Origin of the sequence: Embleya scabrispora DSM 41855, assembly GCF_000372745.1 — a bacterium.
GTDB lineage: Bacteria > Actinomycetota > Actinomycetes > Streptomycetales > Streptomycetaceae > Embleya > Embleya scabrispora.
In genome coordinates this window covers 77,753-100,118 of sequence record NZ_KB889669.1, presented here as the reverse complement: position 1 = coordinate 100,118, position 22,366 = coordinate 77,753, and the positions used below count along the sequence as shown (strand labels likewise).

Sequence of the window (22,366 nt, the reverse complement as noted above, 5' to 3'; positions counted from 1 at the left end):
CGGGTTCGGCCGCCCCTCGCGGTAATTGGTCGTGGGCACGGCCGCGATGGCGTACAGTTGTGTCTACCGACGCGGGGTGGAGCAGCTCGGTAGCTCGCTGGGCTCATAACCCAGAGGTCGCAGGTTCAAATCCTGTCCCCGCTACTTGGATCACAGGCCCGACATGAAAATGTCGGGCCTGTGGCGTTTTTCCGAGGTTTTTCGCGGGCCGCGGGTCCGGTGCGGCTCAGGCGGTGATTCCGCCGACCAGCCTGGCCCGTTCGGTGAAGTCCTTGACCGCGCGCACGTCGGCGTACGGCTTGAGGCCGATCATCAGGTCGTTCAGGTAGGCCGCGTTGCGCGACGAGTGCACCCGGTCGGCGATCTCCAGCGCCTGCCTGCCGCTCGCGCACGCCGCCTCGATCTCGCCCGCACGCAGCTCGGCCTGCGCCCCCACGGCCAGTCGCAGTCCGTGCGAGCGCTGGTACGCCTCGCCGCGCAGGCCCGCGAGCGCCTGCACGGTGAAGTAGCGGGTGCGCTCGGGCACGCCCAGGTCGCGGTAGCACTCGGCGCCGTCCGCGCACAGCCGGTCCCAGGTGAAGAAGTCGATCCACTCCGGGTCGGCGTCGCCCGGGCGGGCCCGCTCCAGGTGCGCCTCGGCCGCGTTGAGCGCGCGCCCGCAGCCCGCCGCGTCGCCGGCGCGGGCCTGGGCGCGGGCCTCGACCAGGTGCAGGAAGCCGGTCACCCGGGAGGTCGCGATGCCCCTGTTCCGCTCGATGGCGGCCTGGGCCAGGTCGACCGCGATGTCGGGGTTGCCGCGGTAGGTCGCCTGCAGGCTCATCGACGCGAGCACGTAGCCGCCGAGCGGTACGTCCGCCGCCGCGCGGGCCAGCCGCAGTGCCTGGATGTAGTAGCGCTGCGCGACCTCGTGTCGGCCGGTGTCGAAGGCCATCCACCCGGCCAGCCGGGAGAGTTCGGCGGTGGCGCCGAACAGCCTGCGGCCCACGTCGTCGTGGTAGCTGCCCCGCAGCAGCGGGGTCGCGTCGCAGCGCAGACACTCCGGCACCATCGACGCCCGCCAGTCGCCGCCGCCGTACTTGCTGTCCCAGCGCCGGGCCTCCTCGGCCGCCTCGCGCAGCTTGGTCACATCGCTGTGTCCCACGTGCGGCCCGGCGCCGCGATGCTCGGCGCGGGCATCCGCGGGGGTGATCAACCAGCGGGCCATCGGGGTGCCGTAGGCGGTGACGGCGAACGTCCCGGCGAGCAACTCGCGTCGATTCACGTGGTCGTGCCTCCACAGGTCGGTGGCGGTGCGAACTGCCTCCCCGACATCGCGTGGGAAGGCCAGGCCGAGATCGGGATCCACCGGCTGACTGTCGTCAAGGCCGATCTCCTCCAGCGGCACCGGACGCCCGAGGCGTTCCGCGAGCACGGCCGCGATCAGGTGCGGCACGGGGCCCTGTGGAGTCATCCCCTTGCCGACCCAGCGGGCCACGGAGGTCTTGTCGTAGCGGAGGGAGAGACCGCGCCGGGCGCCCAGGTCGTTGACCCGGCGGGCGAGCCCGGCATTGCTGACCCCGGCGACGCCGAGCAACTCGCCGAGCCGGCCGTTGGGTCCGCGCTCGCGCGGGGACCGGGGGCGGGGGTCGGCGGGCTCCGGGGCCGGATGGTCGGCAAAGGTGTGGAGGGCGGTGGGGCGCTCGTGGGGCGCCTGCTCGGCGCCGGCCGGGAAATCGCCGAAGGAGCCGTCGGACCCGGCGCCGACGCCTCCGCTCACCACCCCCGGATCCGGGACCTCCCGGTCCCCGTCATCGGGACTCGAACGCCCCGACTGATCCTTCTTGGGACTGCCGCGCATAGTTTGCCCCCAAAGGCAACCCTCCGTCCGCCTCAGCGTAACCGGACCGGCCATCCGCGGTAAGGGAGATATTCGCCAATCCGGGGTCTCGGGCGACCCGATTTCACGGGTCGTTCCCGGCCGAGCCGTCGCCGGGGCAACCCTTGGCCAAGCCATCGCCAAGGCCGGCTCGCAATCATTGACAGAACGTACTTGACGCCGCGTCAGTACGCAGGCACGGTCAAAAGGAACCATGCGCCGGGTGTGTGTCCCCGTGCGCCGTCGGATGCGCTCTACTCAGGCTTGCCTAACCTTGGTTCCATGGAAACGTCGGAGCACGTACGGCCGATATCCATGGTGGTTTGCGCGAGACCGTAACCCGAAGGGGGTCGAGATGCGCTGGTTCGCAGGGACGTCCGAGAGCCGGAGCGTGGCCCGGCCGACCGGGGCCAGGACGCTGTGGGACGGCTCGGATCCGCTGTGGCTGGTGGGGAATTGGCCTGCGGACGAGGTCCGGGTGGTCAGCCGGGGCGGGATGCGGATGGCGGTGCTGGGAGTCTGCGGCGCCACCGACGCCGAGCTGGAGGTGGGCCTGGCGATCGCCCGAGGCGGCGCGCTGCGACACCTGACCGGGTGGGCCGGCAGCTACCACGTGGTGCTGCGTACCGGCCTGCGCACGGTGGTGCTCGGTGATCTCGCGGGCGTGCGCCAGGTGTTCCACACCGAGCCGGCCGACGGAGTGGTCTACGCCTCGCACGCGCTCCCGCTCGCCGACCTGACCCGGGCCGGCCTGGACACCGAGGCATTCGCGGCCCGTCTCGCCTGCCCCGATGTGCCCGAACTGGTGTCCGGTCGCTCGATGTTCGCGGGGGTACACCGGCTCGAACCCGGCCACGCCCTGGACGTGGCGCACGGCGTGGCCCGGGTGCGGCTCTACGAACAGCACCGCCCCCCGCTCGACTTCCCCGGCGCGGCCGACGCGCTGGGCCGGGCGCTGTCCGACGCGGTCGGCCGACGAGTGGCCGGATCCAAGCGCCCCGGCGCGGATCTGTCCGGCGGACGCGACTCGGCGGTGCTCGCGCTGCTGGGTGCCCGCTCGGTGTCGATGGCCAAGTCGCGCGACCTGATCGCGGTCACGTGGGCCGAGCCGTGCGCCCCCGGCGACCCGGAGTCCGCGGCCGACATCGTGGCCCGTTCGGCGCGGCTGCGCCACCTGGTCGTCCCCGGCGACGTCGACCACCTGCCCTACACCGGCCTGGAGGACGTGCTCAGCGGCGGGGTGATGCCCGACGAACCGGGCTTCTCACTGATCGGCATGGCTCGAACCACCCGTACGTTCAACGCCATTCGCGACGCCGGTATCGACATGCACATCACCGGCTACGGCGGTGACGCGGTGCTGGGCACCCCGCTCGCCTACCTCGCCGACCTGGCCATGGACCGTCGCCGGATGACCACCGCCCGGCACGCCCGCACCTGGGCGCGCAATCTGGGCATCCGCGGCCACGACCTGGCCGGCACCGCCAACCGGGTCGCCCGCACCACCTTCCCCCAGGCGCTCGACCAACTCGCGGAGGTCTTCGCGGGATCCGGCCGGGTGGACGCGGGCCCGGCCGCCGCGATCGCGTGGTGCACCGCGGCCCCCACGGCGGTCTGGACGACGCCGGACATGCGCCGCCGGCTCGCCGTGTTGCTGCGCCGCCTCGCGGGCGAGTCGGTGGTCTCCGCCGGATCCGTCGTCGCCGCGGACCCGGCGGTCCATGGTCGTCCGGGGGACCGCGCCGCATGGGTCGCGGTCCGCCGGGCGGCGGAACGCCAACGCGCGTGCCAACAACTCGCCGAGCGCATCGGCGTACGGATCCAGGCGCCCTATCTGGACACCGCCGTGGTGCGTGCCGGACTGTCCCTGCCGGCGTGGGCGCGGGACCGGGACGACGGGCCCAGGGCACTGCTCACCGCGGCCGTGCAGGGTCTGATCCCGCGACACACCCTCGGCACGGTGCACCGGGCCGACTACACCGAGGCCGAGCGACGCGGGCTGCGCCTGAACGCCCGCGTGCTGCGCGACCTGTTCGCCGACCCGCTGCTGGCCGAGTTGGGCGTGCTCGACCCGGTCGAGGTACGCAGCACCCTCGACCACGCGATCGGCGGCCCGAACCTCGGCAAGGGCGAACCGACCGCCCCCCGCCCCGATCTTCCCCTGGGCGCGCTCGCCGACATCGTCTCGGCCGAACTATGGCTGCGCGGCGTCTGGGAGGGCCGGGTGATGCGCTGGGACGCGACTCCGAGCTCGGCCCCGGGCGTCCGGATCGCGGCGGTCGCGTAGGCCGCGGGCACGGACCGACACCCCGAACCGGGCAAGCCCCGCGGCCACGCGGCTCGCCCGGTTCTCCGCGGCGGGCGGGCGGCGGCGCAGGCACGTCGGGAGGGGAGTCGGAGGGGGTCGGGGGGAGCCGAACCGCCGCCCGGGCGCGGCCCGGCGGCGGGCGCGGGCGCGGCGGGCCGGATCGGCCACCGGGTCCGAGTCGGTCGAGTCGAGCACGGCCGGGCCGACCGCGTGGCGGACGGTCGACACGGATGCGAAGCACCGGGCTGAAACCCCGGCCGCGGAGCGGATGTGCGACCCGCCGCACCACGACTCACCTGCGCCTCGGGGCCGGCAGGACCGGCGCCCGCTTCGCCGGTTCGGGTCAGACCCATTCCAGGAGCCGGGCCGCGTGTGCCCGCACCGGGCACGGTCCGGGCACGCCGCAGTCGCACCCGCCGGTGTCGAGCGGCCGGTGTCGGATCAGCGTGCGGGTGACGACCATGCGGTAGTCGAGCAGCGATTCCTCGACCGGGCGCGGGCCCCTCGGGCGCGGCGCGCGCAGGACGCGCGGGGCCGGCCTGGACAGGCCCGCGGGCAGCGGTCGGTCCAGCCGCTCGATGTCCGCGCGTTGCCTCGGAATGCGCACTCGCATGTGTCCGGTCCCCTTCTCGTCCGGTGTCCCGCCGTGGCGGTGCACCCGAGCGTGGCAGCGCTCGGGGCCCGCCGGTTCACTCCGTGTCCAGGCGCCCGCCCGCGTCCGGCTGGGATTCCTCGACCCGTGCCAGCATGCCGCGCAGGCCGGCCGCGAGCGCCTGCCGTTCGGCCGGACCCAGGTCCTGGAGCAGGCCGGCCTCGAAGACCGCGGCCTCGCGGACCACGCGCAGCCACACGTCCCGACCGGTGCCGGTCAATTCGACGATCACCCGCACCCGGTTCTGCTCGTCCCGGGTCCGGGTGACCAGTTCCTCGGCGACCATGCGGTCCAGCCGGTGGGTCATCGCCGCGGGCGTCAGGCCCAGCCGGCGGGCCAGGTCGCCGGGGCTGAGCCGGTAGGGACGGCCGACCAGCACCAGGGCCTTGAGCACCTCCCACTCGGCGTTGGTGATGCCCAGCGCGGTGAGTTGGCGGCCGTACGCGACGCTCATCCGGCGGTTGAGCTTGGACAGCGCCGCCACGATCGTCTCGACCTGCGGGTCCACCTCGGGGAATTCGCGCTGGAAGACGGCGAGGTACTCCTCGATGTCGCCTTCGTCCGCTGTTGCCTGCTCGGCCCCCTCTGTCATGCCGGGAAGTATCGCACCTCGCACCCGCCCGATCGTCGCCCTTGTGTCCTTGCCCCGCCGACGCCGTGGGACGCACGCCGTTAAGCATTGGACGGCGACGCTATAGATCCGTATAGTTTAGCTCTGAAGTCTTCAGGCTTGAGGACTCGGACTCATCGGATCAGGCACGGCAACGACGCCGGCGTGGGCCCGGGCACATGCCCGGCCGCCCCCGGCGCGCCCGCCTCGACGCGGATACAGGCGATCACCTCGCCGGACCCCGGCATGCCAGGGCGCCGGTACGGGTCGGGTCGGCCGCTTTCGCGCGCCTTCGGATGCCCGAGCCCGGCCTGCGGACCGATCCCCGCGGGCCGGAACGCCGGCCCGCGCGACCGGTAGTCGGGAGGTGTGTGGTGGCGACCCAAGGCGCTCTGCGTCGGATCCAGCTCGGTAACGCGCTCAGTGCGTTCGGCAGTGGATTCACGGTGCCGTTCCTGTTCGTATACGTGACGCGGGTGCGAAACCTGTCGGCCGGTCAGGCCGGCCTGATGTTCAGCGTGCTCGCCATCGCCGCGCTGTGCGCACTCCCGATGGTCGGTCCGGCGATCGACCGGCGCGGTCCGCGCCCGGTGGTCGCGGTCGGTTCGGTGGTGGCCGCACTCGGCGCGCTGACCCTGGGCCTGGCCCGCGGCGAGGCGCTGGTCATGGTGGGCGCCGCGCTGCTCGGGGCCGGTGTGGCCGCGATCCAGCCCGCGCTGGCGACGATGATCGTGCGGTGTACGACGGCGCTCACCCGCGCTCGCGCGTTCGCGCTCCAGTTCACCTTCAACAACCTGGGCCTGGGCATCGGCGGGCTGATCGGCGGCATGATCGTCGACCCGTCCCGGCCGGCCAGCTTCACCCTGCTGTTCGCCGTCGAGACCGCGATGTTCCTGGTGCTCGGCGCGGTGTGCGGCACGGTCCGGCTGCCGGCGGTGCCGGCCGCTGCGGGCGGGGCGGTGCCGGGCGCGGGTTTCCGGCATCTGCTGAAGAACCGCGCGATGGTCCGGCTGTGTGTGGTCAGCGCGGTCATCTTCTTCACCTGCTACGGCCAGTTCGAGTCGGGCCTGGCCGCGTTCGCGACCGAGGTCAGCCGGATCTCGCCGAGCATGCTGGGCGTCGCGCTCGCGGCCAACACCGCGGTGATCGTGCTCGGTCAGCTCACCGTGCTGCGGATCACCCAGCGCCGTCGGCGCAGCACGGTGATCGCGGCCACCGGCCTGGTCTGGCTGCTCGCCTGGATCGTGACCGCGCTGTCCGGTCTGCTGCACGACGACAAGGCCGCGGCGGCGGTCACCATCATCACCACGTTCGCGCTGCTCGGCGTGGGCGAGTCGCTGCTCGCGCCGACCCTGGGGCCGATGGTCGCGGACCTGGCGCCCGCGCACCTGCTCGGGCAGTACAACGCGGCCCTGTCGCTGGTGAAGCAACTCGCCATGGCAGCGGGACCGGCCTTCGCCGGTGTCATGGTCGGCGCCGGCCTGTACGGCCCGTACCTGGCGGTCCTGATGGCCTGCTCGGTACTGATCACCGTCCTCGGCCTACGCATGCGCCACACCCTGAACCCGACCCAAAACGGAGTCGTCATCGCCGAGTCGACCCCGCCCCGCCGGCCAACCCCCCAGGCCCTGACAGCCTGACCCTCCGCCGGCCGGGCCCCGGGCCCGGCCGGCGCTCGACGTCACCCGAGCCGAGCCGTACCCGGGGTCGAACAACACCGAGTCGGCCCGGCCGGCGCTCGAGGCCAAACCCCCCGTCATCCCAACGGGAACTCGCACCAGACCGTCTTGCCCTCGTCGGTGAGCCGACTCCCCCACGACTTGGCAATCGTCGCCACGATCGCCACGCCGCGCCCGCTCTCGTCGTCGGCCGCCGCCCGCCGCCGACGCGGGACGTGGTCGTCCGCGTCGGACACCTCCACGATCAGCCGCTTGTCGGTGCGCCGAAGGCGCAACCGCATCGGCGCGGCGCCATGCGTGAGCGCGTTCGCCACGAACTCGCTGACCGCGAGCACGCCCATCTCCCGCAGCTCCTCACCGACCTGCCAACTGGCCAGCACCCCCGAGGTGAACGCCCGCCCGCGCGCGGCCACCTCGCTGCCGCCCAGCAGGTCCAGCGACGCGGTCCGGAACAGCCGGGCCTGGGCACCGTCGCGGCGCGGCAGTTGCAGCACCAGCATCGCCATGTCGTCGTCGTGTTCCTCGGGCAACTGCATGTGCGCGATGAGGTGGTCGCGGACCGCCTCGGGTTCGCCCACCGACGACAGCAGCGCGGCGCCCAGCGTGTCGATGCCCTCGTCCAGGTCCTCGCCGCGGCGTTCGACCAGGCCGTCCGTGTACAGCACCACGGTCGAGCCCGGCTCCAGGGTGATCCGACCGGAGGTGTGCGGCCAGCTCGCGCCGGTGCCCAGCGGCGGCCCGTTCGCGTCGTCGAGCTTGTGGATCACGTCCTCGCCGTCGCGGACCAGCGGTGGCAGATGGCCGGCCGTCGAGTAGGTCAGCACGCCCTCGCCCGGGTCGTAGACCGCGTAGGCGCACGTGGCGATCTGGGTCGCGTCGATCTCCATCGCGGTCTCGTCGAGCAGTTGCAGAATCTCGTGCGGCGGCAGGTCCAGGCGCGCGTACGCCCTTACCGCCGTGCGCAGTTGACCCATCACCGCCGCAGCGCGCACACCCCGGCCCATCACGTCGCCGATCACCAGCGCGGTCCGCCCCGCGCCCAGGGTGATCACGTCGTACCAGTCGCCGCCGACCGCGGCGTCCGTGCCGCCGGGCAGGTACTTGGCGGCCACGATCAGGTCGTCGGGGTTCTCCAACCGCTGCGGCAGCAGGCTGCGTTGCAGGGTGACCGCGGCCTGCCGGTGCCGCCGCTCGCTCTCCCGCAGCCGGTCGGTGGCCTGGACCTGGTCGGTGACGTCGACCGCGAAGACCAGGACGCCTCGGGTGTCGCCGCCGCGGCCGGCCGCCTCGGGGCGGACCGGCGTGCAGACGAACGTGTAGTAGCCGTGCCTGCGCTCGCTCTCCGGCATGCCGGGGTAGGTCTCGCCGCGATGGTCGACCCGGCGGGCCCGCACGGTTCGCCCCCGTCCGGTCCGATAGACCTGATCCATCAGCGTCAGCAACCCGTGCTCGGCGAGTTCGGGCAGCGCGTCCCGGGCCGGAACACCCGACGTGCGCGCGCCGAAGACCGCCCGGTAGGCGTCGTTGACGTAACACAGCTCGTGGTTCGACCCTCGGGTGACCGCGATCAGCGCGGGCGCGTGGGCGAGCACGTCGCGCAACGGGAAGGTGTCGTTCGATTCCTGGCTGCGTGCCGCCGGCACCGAGCGCCGCCGGTCACCGGCCAGCCGGGCGCCCCACCGAGTGATGTTCAACCGCTCGCTTCCTGGAGAGTTCGTTCACGCAAAGCGCATGGAGGTTTACCGCAGGTGACATCACCAGTGTGGGCGAAAGTCGGCCATGAGGGAATCACGTCCCGTGACCGGGCCCCCGTTCGGGGTACCACAGGAGTGCGCTGTGGCAATGTACGGGACCCGGTCGCGACCCACTCGACCCTCGGGCAACGCTTCAGCCTACGAGCCCCCAGGCGGATCGTGACTACCCGGTGGGCTTGCGGGCGCCTCGGGTGGCGTACTCGAACTCGGCGCGCGGGTGTTCGATCGAACCGAGCGAGACGATCTCGCGCCGGAACATCAGGGCCAGGGTCCACTCCGCCATGATGCGCATCTTGCGGTTCATCGTGGGCACTCGGCTGAGGTGATACGTGCGGTGCATGAACCAGGCCGGAAAGCCCTTGGTCTTGATCCCGTAGACCTGGGCGACGCCCTTGTGCAGACCGAGCGAGGCCACCGAGCCCGCGTACTTGTGCCGGTACTGCTGCTGCGGCCGGTGGCGCAGACCGGCGATGATGTTGTCGGCGAGCACCCGCGCCTGGCGCACCGCGTGTTGCGCGCTGGGACCGGTGAACTCCTCGCCCTGCTTGGTCAGATCGGGCACCGCCGCGCAGTCGCCCGCGGTCCACACCCCCGGGACCCCCTCCACCTCCAGCGTCGCGCGCGCCTTGAGCCGGCCCTTGTCGTCCAGCGGCAGATCGGTGGACATCAACATCGGGCTGGGCTTGACGCCCGCCGTCCACACCAGCGTGCTCGCGTCGACCTCGGTGCCGTCGGAAAGCACCACGTGCCGGTCGCGGGCCGACTCCAGCCGGGTGTTCAGGCGTACGTCGATGCCGCGTCGGCGCAACTCGGCGACCGTGTACCGGCCCATGTCCTCGCCCACCTCGGGCAGGATCCGCGGCGATGCCTCGACCAGGATCCAGCGCATGTCCGCCGGAGTGATGTTGTGGTAGTACCGGCACGCGTAGCGGGCCATGTCCTCCAGCTCCGCGAGCGCCTCCACACCCGCGTAGCCGCCGCCGACGAAGACGAAGGTCAGCGCGTGGTCGCGGATCGAGGGGTCGCGGGTCGAGGAGGCGGTGTCCATCTGTTCGAGCACGTGGTTGCGCAGCGCGATGGCCTCCTCGACGGTCTTGAAGCCGATGCCCCACTCGGCGAGCCCGGGTATCGGCAGGGTCCGCGCGACCGAGCCGGGCGCGACCACGAGCAGGTCGTAGGGGGCGTCGTAGGTCTCGCCGCCGAGCAGCTCGATGGTCGCGGTCTTCTTCGCGTGGTTCACGTGCTCCACCGTCCCGGTGACGATGCGGCACTTGGGCAGTACCGAGCGGAGCGGGACGACCACGTGGCGCGGCGAGATGGCGCCGGCCGCGGCCTCCGGGAGGAACGGCTGGTAGGTCATGTACGACTGCGGTTCGACGACGGTCACGGTCGCCTCCCCCGCCTTGAGTTTCCGTTGCAGGCGAAGGGCCGTGTACATGCCGACGTAGCCGCCGCCGACGATCAGGATGCGCTCGGGCCGAGTCGAGGTCGTCATGCGTCCCACTCTGCCCCTTTCCGGCCGCCACATACAGATGTTCGGCGGGTTTGCGTGCCCCGCACGGGTGGTGACGAGAGGTCAGCGGTCAGCGATATCTTCACAACCGTGCTGTCGGATTCCGCTTCTGGGGTGGGGTCGGTTCGGGTAGTCTCGACGCCCTGGGCAAAGCGGGGTCTGGTGGGGGAATCGACACACTTGCCTTCCGGGGGAGACGCTATGAGCGGCGCTTCGCGTACGCGAACCACGAAGACGCAGGACACCGGCGGCGACGGCGTCGGAGGTCGACACGCGACGACGATTCCGCCGGCTCGCAAGCCGCAACGGAGCAGGCCGGCCGAGCCGTCGCCGCAGTTGCGCACCGATGCCAGGCGCAATCTGGAGCAGGTGCTCCGGGCGGCCCGCGAGGTGTTCGGCGAGCTGGGTTACGACGCTCCGATGGAGGAGATAGCCCGCCGCGCCGGCGTGGGGGTGGGCACCATCTACCGCCGCTTCACCGGCAAGGAGGCACTGGTCCAACGCATCATGATCGCCGAGACCAACCGACTGACCGCCGAGGCGGTCAACGCGCTGGACGAGGAACCGGACGCGTGGTCCGCGCTCGCCAGGTACTTACGCCGCGCGGTCGGCTCGGGTGCCGGCCGATTGTTCCCCGCGCTCAGCGGGCGGGTCCCGGTGACCGAGGAGATGAGTTCCTCGCGCGCCGAACTCAACGACGCGGTGGGCGTGCTGGTCGATCGGGCCAAGGCGTGCGGGCTGCTCAGGGCGGACGTCTCGGACGCCGACATATCGCTGATGATGTCGTGCCTGCTGCCCCCGTCCGGACTTCCGCACCCACAACGACTGACCATCGCCGGTCGATATCTGGAGATCCTGCTCGACGGCCTGCACGCGGGACACTCGTCCCCGCTGCCCGGGAAGCCGTTCACGCAGGACGAGTTGGACACGCTTTTCCTCAGTTGAACCGGGCCGAGGCCGAACCGGGCTCCGAGCGGACCGAAGCCCGAGTCGAACCGGGCCCGGGCTCGCCCCAGCCCGAGTCGACCACAGCCCGAGCCGACCGAAGCCCGGAGCCGAACCGCGCCGGCCGCAGGCGACCGGCACCGATTCAGCCGCGCACCACGAGCACCGGACAGGCCGCGTGGTGCACCACCGCCGTGCTGACCGAGCCGAGCAGCAGCCGGGAGAAACCGCCGGAGCCACGCGAGCCCACCACGACCATCTCGTGCCGCTCGGACATTCCGAGCAGCACCTCCGTCGCCGTCCCCGAATACACCTGGACCACGGCATGCCCGCCGAACGGCCGCTCGCGTTCGCCGTTCACCTCGGTCACCATGGTCTCGGTCCGGATCCGCAATTCGGCGAGCACCCGTTCCAGGTCCTCCTGGTAGTGCGGGCCGGGTGCGAGCACCGCGTATCCGGGGGTCGCGGGTTGCGCGGTCACCACGTACAGCGGCAGCCCGCGCAGCTCGGCCTCGGTCATCGCCCAGCCCAACGCCCGCCGGGCCGGCTCCGACCCGTCCACGCCGACCACGACGCCCTTCGGCTCAGTGTCGGCCATGGGCCCTCCTCGTCACCGAATCCGGATGTGGAGGGCCCCATACCACCCGGATGTCCCGCGCTCACCTCCGCGCGGGAACGCCACCCGGACGGCGGTCAGGCGTGCGCGAGGATCTCCTGCGCGCGATCGGCCAGCGCACGCAGACCGTCACCGGTGAACCGCCCGGCCGCGTCCTGTTCGCCCATCGCTCCCGCGGTGTAGCGATCGAGCACGCCGGCCAGGATGCAGGCGAGCCGCCAGCACGCGAACGCCTGGTACCAGCGGATCTGCGACAGGTCCCGACCGGTGGCCGCCGCGTAGCGCGCGGCGAACGCGGCCCGGTCGATGAAGCCCTCGCTCGCGGTGCCGTCGGCGGGCAACAGCGCGCCGTCCTCGCCCGCCTCGACCCAGTACATGAGCGTGGTGCCCACGTCGGCGAGCGGGTCGCCGAGCGTGCACAGCTCCCAGTCCAGTACCGCGCGCACGGAGCCGTCCGGGCCCAGGATGACGTTGTCCAGGCGGAAGTCGCCGTGCACGATCGTGGCACCCTGCTGCGCCGGGATTGATGCCGCGAGTGCGTCGTGCACGTCGTCGATCGCGTCGATTCCGGGCACTCGGGTGGCCTCCCACTGGCGGTGCCAGCGGCGCAACTGGCGCCCGATGTAGTCCTCGCGTCGGCCGAGCTCACCCAGGCCCACCGCGTCCACGTCCACCGCGTGAATCGCCGCGAGCACGTCCGCGAGCTGCTCGCCGGCCCTCTTGCGGGCCTGCGGCGTGAGCAGCGCGCCGGCGTCCTCGGCGGAGCGGAGCACATGCCCGTCGACGAAGTCCATCACGAAGAACGGCGCACCGTTGACCGCCTCGTCCGTGCACAGGCCGAGCACCGGCGGCACCGGCACGTCGGTCCGCCCGGAGCCCAGCGCCGCCAGGATCCGGTGCTCGCGCCCCATGTCGTGCGCGGTCGCGAGCACGTGTCCGAGCGGGGGCCGGCGCAGTACCCAGCGGCGCGCGTCGGCGTCCGAGACCACATAGGTGAGGTTCGAACGCCCGCCGAGCACGAGGTCGAAACGCAGCGGCGGGTGCACCGCGGTCCGCTCGGCCAGCCACTTCGTGATCGCTTCGGGCCGCAACGCCTCGGCCATGGGACTCTCCGTCATGTTCGCGCTCCGCTTCGGATGCCGAGGTTCGGATGCCTGGGTTCGGATGCCGACATTCAGATGCCGAGGGAGCGGCCGATGATTTCCTTCATGATCTCGTTCGTCCCCCCGTAGATCGATTGCACCCGCGTGTCGATGAACGCCTTGGCCACCGGGTATTCGAGCATGTAGCCGTATCCGCCGTGCAGTTGCAGACAGCGGTCGACCACGCGCTTTTGCAGGTCGGTGGTCCACCACTTGGCCTTCGAGGCGGCGACCGCGTCCAACTCGCCCGCGATGTGCTTCATGACGCAGTCGTCGACGTAGGTACGAGCGATGTCCAACTCGGTGTCCATCTCGGCGAGTTCGAACCTGGTGTTCTGGAACGAGCCGATCGGACGGCCGAACGCGGTACGCGTCTTGACGTACTCCAGCGTGTGCGCGAACACCGTCTCGGCGCCGGCGACCGCCGCACACGCGATGCCCAGGCGTTCCTGCGGCAGGTTGTTCATCAGGTGGTAGAAGCCGCGATTCTCCTCACCGAGCAGATTGTTCACCGGCACCCGGACGTCGGAGAAGAACAACTCGGCGGTGTCCTGCGCCTTCATCCCGATCTTGTCCAGGTTGCGACCACGCTCGAAGCCCGGCATGTCCCGCTCGACCACGATCAGGCTGATCCCCTTGCTGCCCTTGGCCGCGGGGTCGGTCTTGGCCACCACGACCACCAGGTCGGCGTTGATGCCGTTGGTGATGAAGGTCTTCGCGCCGTTGAGCACGTAGTGGTCACCGTCCCGGATAGCGGTCGTTCGCACCCCCTGGAGGTCGCTGCCCGCGCCGGGTTCGGTCATCGCGATCGCGGTGATGATCTCGCCGGAGCAGAAGCCGGGCAGCCAACGCTGCTTCTGCTCGTCCGTGGCCAGGTCGTTGAGGTACGGCGCGACCACCTCGTTGTGCAGCCCGAACCCCACCCCGGACGCGGCCACCCGGATCAGTTCCTCGGACAACGTCGCGAAGTAGCGGAAGTCGGACACCCCGCCGCCGCCGTAGCGCTCGTCCACGTCGATGCCCAGCAGCCCCTGCTTGCCGGCCTTGAGCCAGACCGAGCGATCGACGATGCCGTCCTTCTCCCACTGATCGTGGAACGGGACCACCTCACGCTGAAAAAACTCACGCGCGGATTCGCGAAAGGCGATGTGCTCGGGTTCGAGGTGCCGGTCCCTCATGTGTGCTCCCCCTGCGGTCAGCGGTGTCGCGGTGGACGGTGGATCGAGCCGGATCGGACATTCCTACCGGTCGGTAGGTTCCACGTGCTCGCATGCTAGGTCCGCACGGAAAGGGGATCAAGCCCCGGTCGCGGAGCGCACGGCCGAAACGACCCCGAGTGGGGGCGCGTGGGGACGCCGCCGGGGGCGGCCGAGCCCGCGGCTGGGGAGCGCCGGCCTGAGACGTCCCCGGCATGGGGTGCACGAGGGCCCCGCCGGGGGAGCGGCCGAGCTTCCGGGCCCAAGGCGCCTCGTGGTGCGGCGGGGCGAAAATCCGAGGCCGTGGCACCGAGCCCCGACTAGGGTGTCGCCCATGCACCACACCTGGGCCGTCTGCCCGCCGCCCCGCCACTGAGCGGGGTGCCCCCGGGTCCGATCCGGTAAGCCCGGGTCGCGACCCCTGATCGGCCTGGCCCGAACCGGGTGCCGCCCCGCTCCGACGTTGTCCTGTAGGCGTCGAAGTCGGAGCTTTCGCATGTCTGTTCGTACCTTTCTGCACGCTGCCCGGAACACCCGATCCGGGCTCGATCTGTTCGTTCTCGCCGGCGTCCTGTGGGGGACCGGCGGGATCGCCGGTTCGGTCCTGGCCACCCGGGCCGGGTTGCACCCGGTGGCCGTCGCGGCCTATCGGCTGCTCGCCGGCGGTCTGTTCGTCACCGCCTACGCGCTCGCCTCCGGGCGGCTGCGGGTGCGCCGCCCGAGTCGGGCCGAACTTGCCCGGATCGCAGGCACCGGGGCGCTGTTCACGGTGTTCCAGGCGGCCTATTTCGCCGCCGTGGCCGCCACTTCGGTGAGCCTGGCCACGCTCACCACCATGGTCGCGGTACACATCCTGGTCACCACCGGCTCGGCCGTGCAGGAGCGGCGCCGACCCGGGCCGACCGCGATCGCGAGCCTGGTCGTGGCCGCCCTGGGCCTGGCCCTGCTGCTCGGCTCACCCGCCGGCGGCACGCGCGGCGCACTCGTCGGCATCTGCTTCGCGCTGGTGGCGGCCGGCGGGTTCGCCGTGTTGACCCTGGACACCCGGCCGACTCTGCCCACGCTCGACCGAGTCGCCGTCACCGGGCTCGGATTCCTGTGCGGCGGGTGCATGTTGCTGCCCGCCGGGCTCATGGTCGGGATGGCCGTGCCGATGCGCACCGACATCCTGGGCGCGGTGCTCTTCCTCGGTGTGGTGCCCACCGCGGGCGCGTACGTCGCCTACTTCAGCGCGCTCGGCCGAGGGCACGCGGGCGGCGGCATCGTGGCGGTGCTGCTCGAACCGCTGACCGCGACCGTGCTCGCCGCGTTCCTTCAGGGTGAGCGGCCGGGCCCGGAACGGCTGCTCGGCGGGGTCTTGGTGCTCACCTCGATCGCCGTGCACCACCGCGCGGCCGGCACGCCCGCGCGCGGCTGAACCCCGCGGCCCCGTCGGCCCTTCGGGCGGAAACCGTCCCGAACCACCCGTTCCGACCGCGAATCTCGGCTAGCGTGCGGCGCACAGCGGCACATGGCCGGCAGACAGAGGAGGTGCGCATGAGCGTGTCCGAGGGGATCTTCGACGGGGCCGCGTATTCGCCGTTCGACCCGACCGCGCTACCGGCGACCGGGGGCTACTACAAGAAGCTGCCGCCCACGCCGTGCACCTACGACACGGTGCCCCTACCGATCGAGGCGGTCGACGGCCACCCGATCGTCTGCAAGAACCGCGCGTGCAGGTACTACCGCAAGTCCGACAAGGTGGAATACAAGTCCGGTCCGCGCGCCTACCGTTGCGAAGAATGCATGACGTGGACGGACTGATCGATGCGAACGGCATCAACAGGGCCATGCCGCCCCGCACATGGTGGGTCGGGCCGATCGCCGGGTCACCGTACGGCCACGCGGCGACCAGGCCCGGCCACGATCAAGGGGCGCCCTCGACGAAGGTGCGCACGCACATCATTCCCCGTCCGGGAGCCGCTGATTCCGCTTCGGGGCAGGTGAATCGGGTGATTCGGCGCCGGCCGCCCGCGCGGCCTTCGCCGCGGCCCGGCGCAACCACCACCAGAACACCCATCCCACCGCGACCAGCAGGATCATCACCACGAAACCGAACGACACCCAGAACGCGGTGGGGGAGGGCAACTGTCCCGGCGGGGTGTCCGGCCACGCGTGCGGCAGATCGTCGGGGTCGCCCAGCATCGAGCGCATCGCCAGGGCCGAGTGGTGGTAGGTGACCTCGTCGGGCCAGTCCTTGCCGCTCGCCAGCGCGGCCAGCCCGGTGGCGAGCCAGATCACCGCCGTGCCCGCTATCAGCAGCACCAGGCCCGCGATCAGCAGGCCGTCCGGGACGCCCTCCGAGGGCGCCCGGCCCGGCGTGGGCTCGCGCGGCTGCGGCGGGCGTCCGTAGGACCCCATCTATGCCGCCGGATCGTCGGCCAACGCCGCCTCGGCACGCACTCGTTCCTCCACCGCGTCCTCGGTCATCGCGCGGTCGGTGTAGACCATCGGCCGCTCGGTGTCGGTGATCAGGTGCTTGACCACCTGCACGTTGCCGTTGACGTCCCAGACCGCGATGCCCGGGGTCAGGGTCGGGATGATCTCCACCGCCCACCGGGGCAGACCGAGCACCTTTCCGGTCGCGCGTGCCTCGTCCGCCTTCTGCATGTACACGGTTCTGGTCGAGGCCATCTTCAGGATCGCCGACGCCTCCTTGGCCGCCGCGCCGTCCACCACGTCGGAGAGGTGGTGGACCACCGCGACGAAGGACAGACCCAGACGCCGGCCGAACTTGAGCAGGCGCTGGAACAACTGGGCCACGAACGGGCTGTTGATGATGTGCCACGCCTCTTCGACCAGGAAGATCCGCTTGACCCGGTCCGGCCTGATCCAGGTGTGCTCCAGCCACACGCCGACGATCGCCATCAGGATCGGCATCGCGATCGAGTTCCGGTCGATATGCGACAGGTCGAAGATGATCAGCGGCGAGTCCAGGTCGATGCCGTCCGTGGTCGGCCCCTCGAACATGCCCTGGAGGTCACCGTCGGTGAGCCGGTCCAGGACCAGTGCGACGTCCAAGCCCCAGACCCGGACGTCCTTGACATCCAGACTGAGCAGTTCACACGACTCGGGGGTCGGATTGCGCAGCGCCTCGACGATGTCCGGGAGGATCGGCTGCCTGCCGTGCACGGTGCGCATCACGTGCGTGTGCGCGGCCTTGAGCGCGTAGCCGGCCCGCTCCTGGAGCGAGTGGCCCATCGCCACCTCGATGATGGTGCGCAGCAGCGCCAGTTGGCCGGTGACCGCGATCGCCGGGTCCAGCGGGTTGAGTCGCACCGCGTCGCCGGAGAGGTCGTTGGGGTCCAGCCGGACCGGCTTGACGCCCAGCGCCTCGGCGATCAGGTTCCACTCGCCGACGCCGTCCTCGCCCTGCGCGTCCAGAACCACCACCTGGCGGTCGCGAAAGCGCAATTGGCGCAGTACGTAGGTCTTCTCCAGCGCCGACTTGCCGTTCCCGGACTCGCCCAGGACCAGCCAGTGCGGCGCGGGCAGTTGCTGGCCGTACAGCTGGAAGGGGTCGTAGATGTAGCCCTTGCCGGAGTACACCTCGCGGCCGATGATCACGCCCGAGTCGCCGAGCCCGGGCGCGGCCGTGGGCAGATAGATCGCCTGGGCCTGTCCGGTGGATGTGCGCACCGGCAGCCGCTGGGTCTCGCCCCGGCCGAAGATGATGCCGGAGAAGCCCTGGGTCAACGTGGACATCAGACCCGACACGTGATCACCTCATCCGTCCCGTCCGCGGCGGTGACACCGCCGACGCTCACTTTCGAATACCCGTCGCGAACGGCAGCGTGTTGACGAACGCGCGGTGTTGCTCGCGGTCGCACCACTCCAGCTTGAGGAAACACTTGCCCGCCGAGGCGCGGATGGTGCGCTTGTCCCGGGAGAGTTGGTCGGGATTGCGCGAGGAGACCGTGATGTAGCCGACGATGTTCACCCCCGCCGCGCCGCCCGCCAGGTCCTCGCCGCGCTGGTCGACCCGGCCGGTGTGGGCCATGTCGCGCGGGTCGACCACGCGGTTCATCTTGGCCGCGCGGGCCGCGTCCGCGTCGTCGTTGGTCTTCTCGGTGAGCATGCGCTCGATCGCGATGTCGGTGGGCTCCAGGTCCATCGTCACCGCGACGGTGCGGATCACGTCCGGGGTGTGCACCAGGAGCGGGGCCAGGAAGTTGACGCCGACCGGGGTCAGCGGCCACTCCTTGATCCACGCGGTGGCGTGGCACCACGGCTCGGCCGAGTCCGACTCGCGGGTCTTGGCCTCCAGGTAGTTGGGGTGCGTCGCGTCCAACTCGGCGGGCCACGCGTAGCGCGCCTGCATGCCCTCGAACGCGTCGATCTGATGCTCGGGGTCGTACATCGAGTGGATCAGCGAGGCCAGCCGCGCCTCGTTCAGCGGCTGCCGGACCCGGATGTCCGCCTCGGTCAACCGGGCGCATACGTCGGTGAGTTCACGCGCCATCACCACGCCGATGCCCTTGTCGCCCTTGCCCATCACAATGGCCTCGGCGGCCAGTTCACGGGTGTAGTGCATGCACGCGATCAGATAGGCGCGGTGCTGCTCCGACGAGGTGGACACCATCGACTGGAGCTGCTCGTACGAGTCCTGGACCCACATCGGCGCCTTGTGGTTGCCGCGCCGGGCCACGTCCTTGGCGTGTGCGTCCGGATCGGCGGGCAGCGTCCGGGCCAGCACCTGGAGCCGGGTGACGAAGCCGTCGCCGTTGGCCACGTGCTTGAGCAGCGTGCCGAACCGCTCGACCAGCGCCTCCTGGTCCTCCGAGTCGCGCAGCCCCACGCCCGGGCCCTCGATCTCGATCGCGGCGGTGACCGTGCGCCGTTCCAGGTGCAGCAGCACGGTCAGCTCGTCCGGGCCGAACGGCACGCTCGACCAGGCCACCCGACCGACCCCGGGCGGCGCGCCGACCGCGACACCCTGCCCGGTCAGTTTGGTGCCCGCCTCGGTGACCGCCGATCGGTACGTGGCGCCGCGCTTGATGGTGCGCTTGTAGGTGCGGTTGATCTCCCACCACTTGTAGAACGTGCGCTTTTTGTACGGCAGGTACACGGCGGCGAACGCGAGCAGCGGGAAGCCGACCAGGCCGGCGATGCGGATCACCAGGATCGGCATCAACAGGCCCCACAGCAGGGCGAGTCCGCCGGCCGCGATGATCAGGAAGATCTCGCCGGGCTCGCGGTTCTTGCCGATGACCGCCGTGGGTTTGGCCTTGCCGATCAGGAAGGTTCGGCGTCGGGCGACCGGTTGCGTAGTCATTACTCTTTACCGTTCCTCGCGTGAGGCGTTGCCGCGGGATTGGCCGGAGGCGATGGTGCCGGCGTCGGGGCGCCGCCCGAACCTCCGCCCCTGGTGCCATGGGCCGCAATGCCCGACGATACGGCGTTCGCGGTCACCGGGGCAGAGCCGGAACCGGTCGATCCCCGCGAGGCGTGTGCCTGGATGCCCTGCTTCATATACGTGGCCGGACCGTTGACCATCGAGGCCGGACCGGCCGACTGCATCGCCTTGCGACTGCTGTGCAGCGCGGCCATGTCGTCGCCGATGCTGGGCACGAATCGGTAGATGAGCACGCTGGCGAAGATGGACAGGAACAGGATCGCCAGCCCGGAGAGCACCGAGGAGAACGCGTCGTTCTTGCCGCCGGAGGTGACCGCCGTGGCCAGCCCGAGCACGATCACGATCACCGGCTTGGCGAGCAGCACCGCGATCATGAGCCCGGCCCAGCGCCGGACGTGGTGCCACATCGCCTTGTCCACCAGGCCCGAGTACACCGCCGTGCCCAGGATCGCGCCGACGTACAACATCGCCGCGCGGACCAGGAGTTCGACCCACAGCACGGCCGCGGCGGCCATCGAGAGCAGCGACACGAAGATGAGCATCACCGGCCCGCCGCCGAGGTCGCCGGCGGGATCGAGCGCCTTGGAGAAGCCGCCGAGGAACTTGTTGGTGTCCTGCTGGGTGCCGGTCGCGATGGCCGCGGTGATCGCGTCGGTCATCGAGACGGCCAAATACAGGATCAGCGGGGTGAACGCGGACGCGATCACCGCGAGCCACAGGTAGCCGATCGCCTCGCTGATCGCGGTGCCGATCGGGACCCCGCGCACGGCGCGTTTGGTGACGGCCAATATCCACAGGATCAGGGTCAGGAACGTGGACGCGGCGAACACCACCGCGTACTGGCGCAGGAAGCCGGGGTTGGTGAAGTCCACCTGGGTGGTGTCGTTGACCGCGCCGGCCAGCTTGTCGATGATCCAGGTCGCCGCGTCGGCACAACCCTTGGCGATCGAGCCGAGCGGGTCGGTGACGGTGCCCAGTGTGCCGGTGCCCGGGGCGCCGGGGCCGCCGTTGTTGCAGATGTCCTTCGCCGGGCCGGTGAGCAGTTCGCACTCCGGCTTGTTCGCGGGTGCGGTCGCGCTGGGCGTGGTGGCGGGCGGTGTCGTGGCACCGGGTGTGGGCTCGGCCCATACGCGTGTGGCACCGAGCACGACGACGGCCTGAACCGCGGTCAGTGCCCCGCCGAGGGTCAGGAATCGGTTGCGAAGGCTGCGGCGTTCCCGGTCAGCGTGCATGGCGCAATTCCCCGAACTCTCCGTCGGCCTTGGCGATGTCGTTGGCGCTGGACGGATCCTGCAGCCCGGAGATCGGAGTCGGGCCCTCCTTCTGGCTGAACTCGACCAGCTTCCAGTCGCCGGCCACCCACGACAGTTTCATCGTGGTGGTGTTCCACGCCTCGGCAACCGGCTTGGTGGAGCCGGTCCCGGCGAGGCCCACCACGCCCACGCTCCAGACCTCCACGGTTGCCGAAGTAGGCGTGAAGGCAACAGATTTGGTGCCCATCGGCACGGCCCGACAAACGAAGGTCTGCCCCTTGGGCGGGTTCCCGTCGGGCTGTAGGCCGAATGTCGTGGTCTGCGCGCGGAACGCCTGGTCGACGCGCGCGAGCAGACCGTCGCGGATCGCCGGGTCGGTGATCGCGGTGATGATCGCGGCCCGCGGCTGGGCCTGGAACATCCGGTCCGAGCCGTACGCGACGACGAAGTTGGCCGCGGCCGACTGGGCGCCCTCGGCGGTCTGCGGGTAGCCCACCGGCACGCCCGACTCGGTGCGTTCGGGCAACTGCGCGGCGGACAGCGGCGGTCCACCGGGTGTTCCGGTGCCGGCCGCGGAGGTCTGTCCGGCGTCCTTGGCAGGCGAGCCGCCGTCGTCGGAGCGGTTCGCGGCGAACAACAGGGACACGATGACCACGGCGATCACCACGACGACGCCGATCCCGGACAGTATGGGGTTGCGCCTGGGCTCCGGACTCTCCGGTGAGGAGGTGGGTCTGGGCAGGCGGGTACGCGTGGCGGGTTCCTCGTCGCTCATGGCCTGTCCCCCTTACCGCGGCAGGCCGGAAGATACGGACGACCTGCGCGCACAACACTGTTCCCGGGGGCGGAGCGCCGCCGGGTTCGGTTGCAGCCGGAACGATCTTCCCAGACGGGAAGTCATTCCGGTGGCACGGCGCTGTTGTGTGAACACAGGCTCGATTGTCCGGTAAAGGTGCCGGAATTGCTGCTTTGCCTCGCATGCGGAATGGGGCATTCCGCTTTCGGGGCGCACGGCGCACCGAAGTGCGCCGCGCCCGGGACAAAACACCACGGGATTCGCCACCTTGGGGACGGCAGGGTGCGAATCGGTCTAGATCGCCATTCCGTACACAATCGTGAACAGCGTCCCGAGCGATCCGATGATGAAGACGCCGGTCAGGCCGGCGATGATGAGGCCCTTGCCCTGCTCCGCGCTGAACGTGTCGCGCATCGCGGTGGCGCCTATGCGCTGCTTCGCCGCACCCCAGATCGCAATGGCCAGGCAGAGCAGCAGGGCCACGGCCATGATCACCTCGACCATGATCCGGGCTTCGCCGCCCAGCCTTGCGAACGGGCCCCAGTTCGGAGCTATGCCGCCGATGATCGTATTGATGTCGCCGTTGCCGTTGCCGTTGCCTTCGCCAAGAAACACGTTGTTCACCGCCCCCGAGGTCGGGCTTTTGGTTGCC

Annotated in this window: 19 protein-coding genes and 1 tRNA gene; 6 read left to right on the top strand and 14 right to left on the bottom strand. The window is 71.0% G+C overall.

Annotation, left to right across the window (positions count from 1 at the left end; all coding sequences use genetic code 11):
- The first annotated feature begins 70 nt into the window (after window positions 1-70).
- A tRNA-Met gene (locus A3IC_RS0122515) sits at window positions 71-144 on the top strand.
- 82 nt (window positions 145-226) lie between these two features.
- Here A3IC_RS0122515 and A3IC_RS0122510 read toward each other — a convergent pair.
- Entirely contained in the window at window positions 227-1,759 is a 1,533-nt protein-coding gene (locus tag A3IC_RS0122510; RefSeq protein WP_020552318.1) for an NsdA family TPR-like regulatory protein, read from the bottom strand.
- Window positions 1,760-2,210: 451 nt separating this feature from the next.
- Here A3IC_RS0122510 and A3IC_RS0122505 point away from each other — a divergent pair, with 451 nt between their 5' ends.
- Window positions 2,211-4,142 carry an asparagine synthase-related protein gene (locus A3IC_RS0122505; protein WP_026218596.1) on the top strand — a complete coding sequence of 644 codons (1,932 nt, stop codon included), beginning with the start codon at window positions 2,211-2,213 and terminating at the stop codon, window positions 4,140-4,142.
- A gap of 364 nt (window positions 4,143-4,506) precedes the next feature.
- Here A3IC_RS0122505 and A3IC_RS0122500 read toward each other — a convergent pair whose 3' ends face one another.
- Complete coding sequence (locus A3IC_RS0122500; RefSeq protein ID WP_026218595.1) at window positions 4,507-4,776, bottom strand: hypothetical protein; 270 nt, start codon at window positions 4,774-4,776, stop codon at window positions 4,507-4,509.
- A gap of 76 nt (window positions 4,777-4,852) precedes the next feature.
- The gene (locus A3IC_RS0122495) at window positions 4,853-5,407 is read right to left on the bottom strand and encodes a MarR family winged helix-turn-helix transcriptional regulator (protein WP_020552315.1); all 555 of its coding nucleotides are present in this window, start codon (window positions 5,405-5,407) and stop codon (window positions 4,853-4,855) included.
- 389 nt (window positions 5,408-5,796) lie between these two features.
- Between A3IC_RS0122495 and A3IC_RS0122490 the strand changes: the two genes are divergently transcribed.
- Complete coding sequence (locus A3IC_RS0122490) at window positions 5,797-7,065, top strand: MFS transporter (RefSeq protein WP_020552314.1); 1,269 nt, start codon at window positions 5,797-5,799, stop codon at window positions 7,063-7,065.
- Window positions 7,066-7,181: 116 nt separating this feature from the next.
- On the opposite strand, the gene A3IC_RS0122485 is transcribed toward A3IC_RS0122490, so the two are convergent.
- Window positions 7,182-8,798, bottom strand: coding sequence for a SpoIIE family protein phosphatase (locus tag A3IC_RS0122485; RefSeq protein WP_020552313.1), 1,617 nt, complete (start codon window positions 8,796-8,798; stop codon window positions 7,182-7,184).
- A 223-nt stretch (window positions 8,799-9,021) separates the two neighbouring features.
- Window positions 9,022-10,353 (bottom strand): NAD(P)/FAD-dependent oxidoreductase, encoded by a 1,332-nt coding sequence (locus A3IC_RS0122480; RefSeq protein WP_020552312.1) that lies wholly within the window; start codon window positions 10,351-10,353, stop codon window positions 9,022-9,024.
- 219 nt (window positions 10,354-10,572) lie between these two features.
- Between A3IC_RS0122480 and A3IC_RS55925 the strand changes: the two genes are divergently transcribed.
- A complete protein-coding gene (locus tag A3IC_RS55925; RefSeq protein ID WP_020552311.1) occupies window positions 10,573-11,316 on the top strand; it encodes a TetR/AcrR family transcriptional regulator in 744 nt (247 codons plus the stop codon).
- A 145-nt stretch (window positions 11,317-11,461) separates the two neighbouring features.
- Here the strand turns inward: A3IC_RS55925 and A3IC_RS55920 are convergent, their stop codons facing one another.
- From A3IC_RS55920 to A3IC_RS0122460, 3 genes are all read right to left on the bottom strand, one after another.
- A complete protein-coding gene (locus A3IC_RS55920; RefSeq protein WP_020552310.1) occupies window positions 11,462-11,914 on the bottom strand; it encodes a universal stress protein in 453 nt (150 codons plus the stop codon).
- Window positions 11,915-12,009: 95 nt separating this feature from the next.
- Entirely contained in the window at window positions 12,010-13,050 is a 1,041-nt protein-coding gene (locus A3IC_RS55915) for a phosphotransferase family protein (RefSeq protein ID WP_079026606.1), read from the bottom strand.
- Window positions 13,051-13,106: 56 nt separating this feature from the next.
- Window positions 13,107-14,252, bottom strand: a complete 1,146-nt coding sequence (locus A3IC_RS0122460; protein WP_020552308.1) for an acyl-CoA dehydrogenase family protein — start codon at window positions 14,250-14,252, stop codon at window positions 13,107-13,109.
- Window positions 14,253-14,766: 514 nt separating this feature from the next.
- Here A3IC_RS0122460 and A3IC_RS0122455 point away from each other — a divergent pair.
- Complete coding sequence (locus tag A3IC_RS0122455) at window positions 14,767-15,687, top strand: DMT family transporter (protein WP_020552307.1); 921 nt, start codon at window positions 14,767-14,769, stop codon at window positions 15,685-15,687.
- 119 nt (window positions 15,688-15,806) lie between these two features.
- The gene (locus A3IC_RS0122450) at window positions 15,807-16,073 is read left to right on the top strand and encodes a hypothetical protein (protein ID WP_020552306.1); all 267 of its coding nucleotides are present in this window, start codon (window positions 15,807-15,809) and stop codon (window positions 16,071-16,073) included.
- A 138-nt stretch (window positions 16,074-16,211) separates the two neighbouring features.
- On the opposite strand, the gene A3IC_RS0122445 is transcribed toward A3IC_RS0122450, so the two are convergent.
- The 6 genes from A3IC_RS0122445 to A3IC_RS0122420 all read right to left on the bottom strand — a co-directional run bounded on the left by A3IC_RS0122445 (window position 16,212) and on the right by A3IC_RS0122420 (window position 22,329).
- The gene (locus A3IC_RS0122445) at window positions 16,212-16,670 is read right to left on the bottom strand and encodes a hypothetical protein (RefSeq protein ID WP_020552305.1); all 459 of its coding nucleotides are present in this window, start codon (window positions 16,668-16,670) and stop codon (window positions 16,212-16,214) included.
- On the bottom strand, window positions 16,671-18,014 hold the full coding sequence (locus A3IC_RS55910; protein ID WP_020552304.1) for an ATP-binding protein: 1,344 nt from the start codon (window positions 18,012-18,014) through the stop codon (window positions 16,671-16,673). It lies immediately after the preceding gene.
- A 58-nt stretch (window positions 18,015-18,072) separates the two neighbouring features.
- Window positions 18,073-19,584, bottom strand: coding sequence for an SCO6880 family protein (locus A3IC_RS0122435; protein ID WP_020552303.1), 1,512 nt, complete (start codon window positions 19,582-19,584; stop codon window positions 18,073-18,075).
- Window positions 19,584-20,897: a hypothetical protein gene (locus tag A3IC_RS0122430; protein WP_020552302.1), complete on the bottom strand. Its 1,314-nt coding sequence runs from the start codon at window positions 20,895-20,897 to the stop codon at window positions 19,584-19,586. The genes A3IC_RS0122435 and A3IC_RS0122430 overlap by 1 nt, the downstream gene beginning before the upstream one ends.
- Complete coding sequence (locus A3IC_RS0122425; RefSeq protein WP_020552301.1) at window positions 20,887-21,693, bottom strand: DUF8175 domain-containg protein; 807 nt, start codon at window positions 21,691-21,693, stop codon at window positions 20,887-20,889. Before A3IC_RS0122425 ends, A3IC_RS0122430 begins: the two co-directional genes overlap by 11 nt.
- Before the next feature lie 315 nt (window positions 21,694-22,008).
- Window positions 22,009-22,329 (bottom strand): hypothetical protein, encoded by a 321-nt coding sequence (locus A3IC_RS0122420; RefSeq protein ID WP_026218593.1) that lies wholly within the window; start codon window positions 22,327-22,329, stop codon window positions 22,009-22,011.
- Window positions 22,330-22,366 lie beyond the last annotated feature (37 nt).

What these genes read in the sequence shown, in the direction of transcription:
- A3IC_RS0122500 (WP_026218595.1), bottom strand. Translation starts at nt 4,776, where the DNA reads ATGCGAGTGCGCATTCCGAGGCAACGCGCGGACATCGAGCGGCTGGAC.
- A3IC_RS0122435 (WP_020552303.1), bottom strand. Translation starts at nt 19,584, where the DNA reads ATGACTACGCAACCGGTCGCCCGACGCCGAACCTTCCTGATCGGCAAG.
- A3IC_RS0122480 (WP_020552312.1), bottom strand. Translation starts at nt 10,353, where the DNA reads ATGACGACCTCGACTCGGCCCGAGCGCATCCTGATCGTCGGCGGCGGC.
- A3IC_RS0122425 (WP_020552301.1), bottom strand. Translation starts at nt 21,693, where the DNA reads ATGAGCGACGAGGAACCCGCCACGCGTACCCGCCTGCCCAGACCCACC.
- A3IC_RS55925 (WP_020552311.1), top strand. Translation starts at nt 10,573, where the DNA reads ATGAGCGGCGCTTCGCGTACGCGAACCACGAAGACGCAGGACACCGGC.
- A3IC_RS55915 (WP_079026606.1), bottom strand. Translation starts at nt 13,050, where the DNA reads ATGACGGAGAGTCCCATGGCCGAGGCGTTGCGGCCCGAAGCGATCACG.
- A3IC_RS0122495 (WP_020552315.1), bottom strand. Translation starts at nt 5,407, where the DNA reads ATGACAGAGGGGGCCGAGCAGGCAACAGCGGACGAAGGCGACATCGAG.
- A3IC_RS0122460 (WP_020552308.1), bottom strand. Translation starts at nt 14,252, where the DNA reads ATGAGGGACCGGCACCTCGAACCCGAGCACATCGCCTTTCGCGAATCC.
- A3IC_RS0122430 (WP_020552302.1), bottom strand. Translation starts at nt 20,897, where the DNA reads ATGCACGCTGACCGGGAACGCCGCAGCCTTCGCAACCGATTCCTGACC.
- A3IC_RS0122450 (WP_020552306.1), top strand. Translation starts at nt 15,807, where the DNA reads ATGAGCGTGTCCGAGGGGATCTTCGACGGGGCCGCGTATTCGCCGTTC.
- A3IC_RS55910 (WP_020552304.1), bottom strand. Translation starts at nt 18,014, where the DNA reads ATGTCCACGTTGACCCAGGGCTTCTCCGGCATCATCTTCGGCCGGGGC.
- A3IC_RS0122505 (WP_026218596.1), top strand. Translation starts at nt 2,211, where the DNA reads ATGCGCTGGTTCGCAGGGACGTCCGAGAGCCGGAGCGTGGCCCGGCCG.
- A3IC_RS0122455 (WP_020552307.1), top strand. Translation starts at nt 14,767, where the DNA reads ATGTCTGTTCGTACCTTTCTGCACGCTGCCCGGAACACCCGATCCGGG.
- A3IC_RS55920 (WP_020552310.1), bottom strand. Translation starts at nt 11,914, where the DNA reads ATGGCCGACACTGAGCCGAAGGGCGTCGTGGTCGGCGTGGACGGGTCG.
- A3IC_RS0122445 (WP_020552305.1), bottom strand. Translation starts at nt 16,670, where the DNA reads ATGGGGTCCTACGGACGCCCGCCGCAGCCGCGCGAGCCCACGCCGGGC.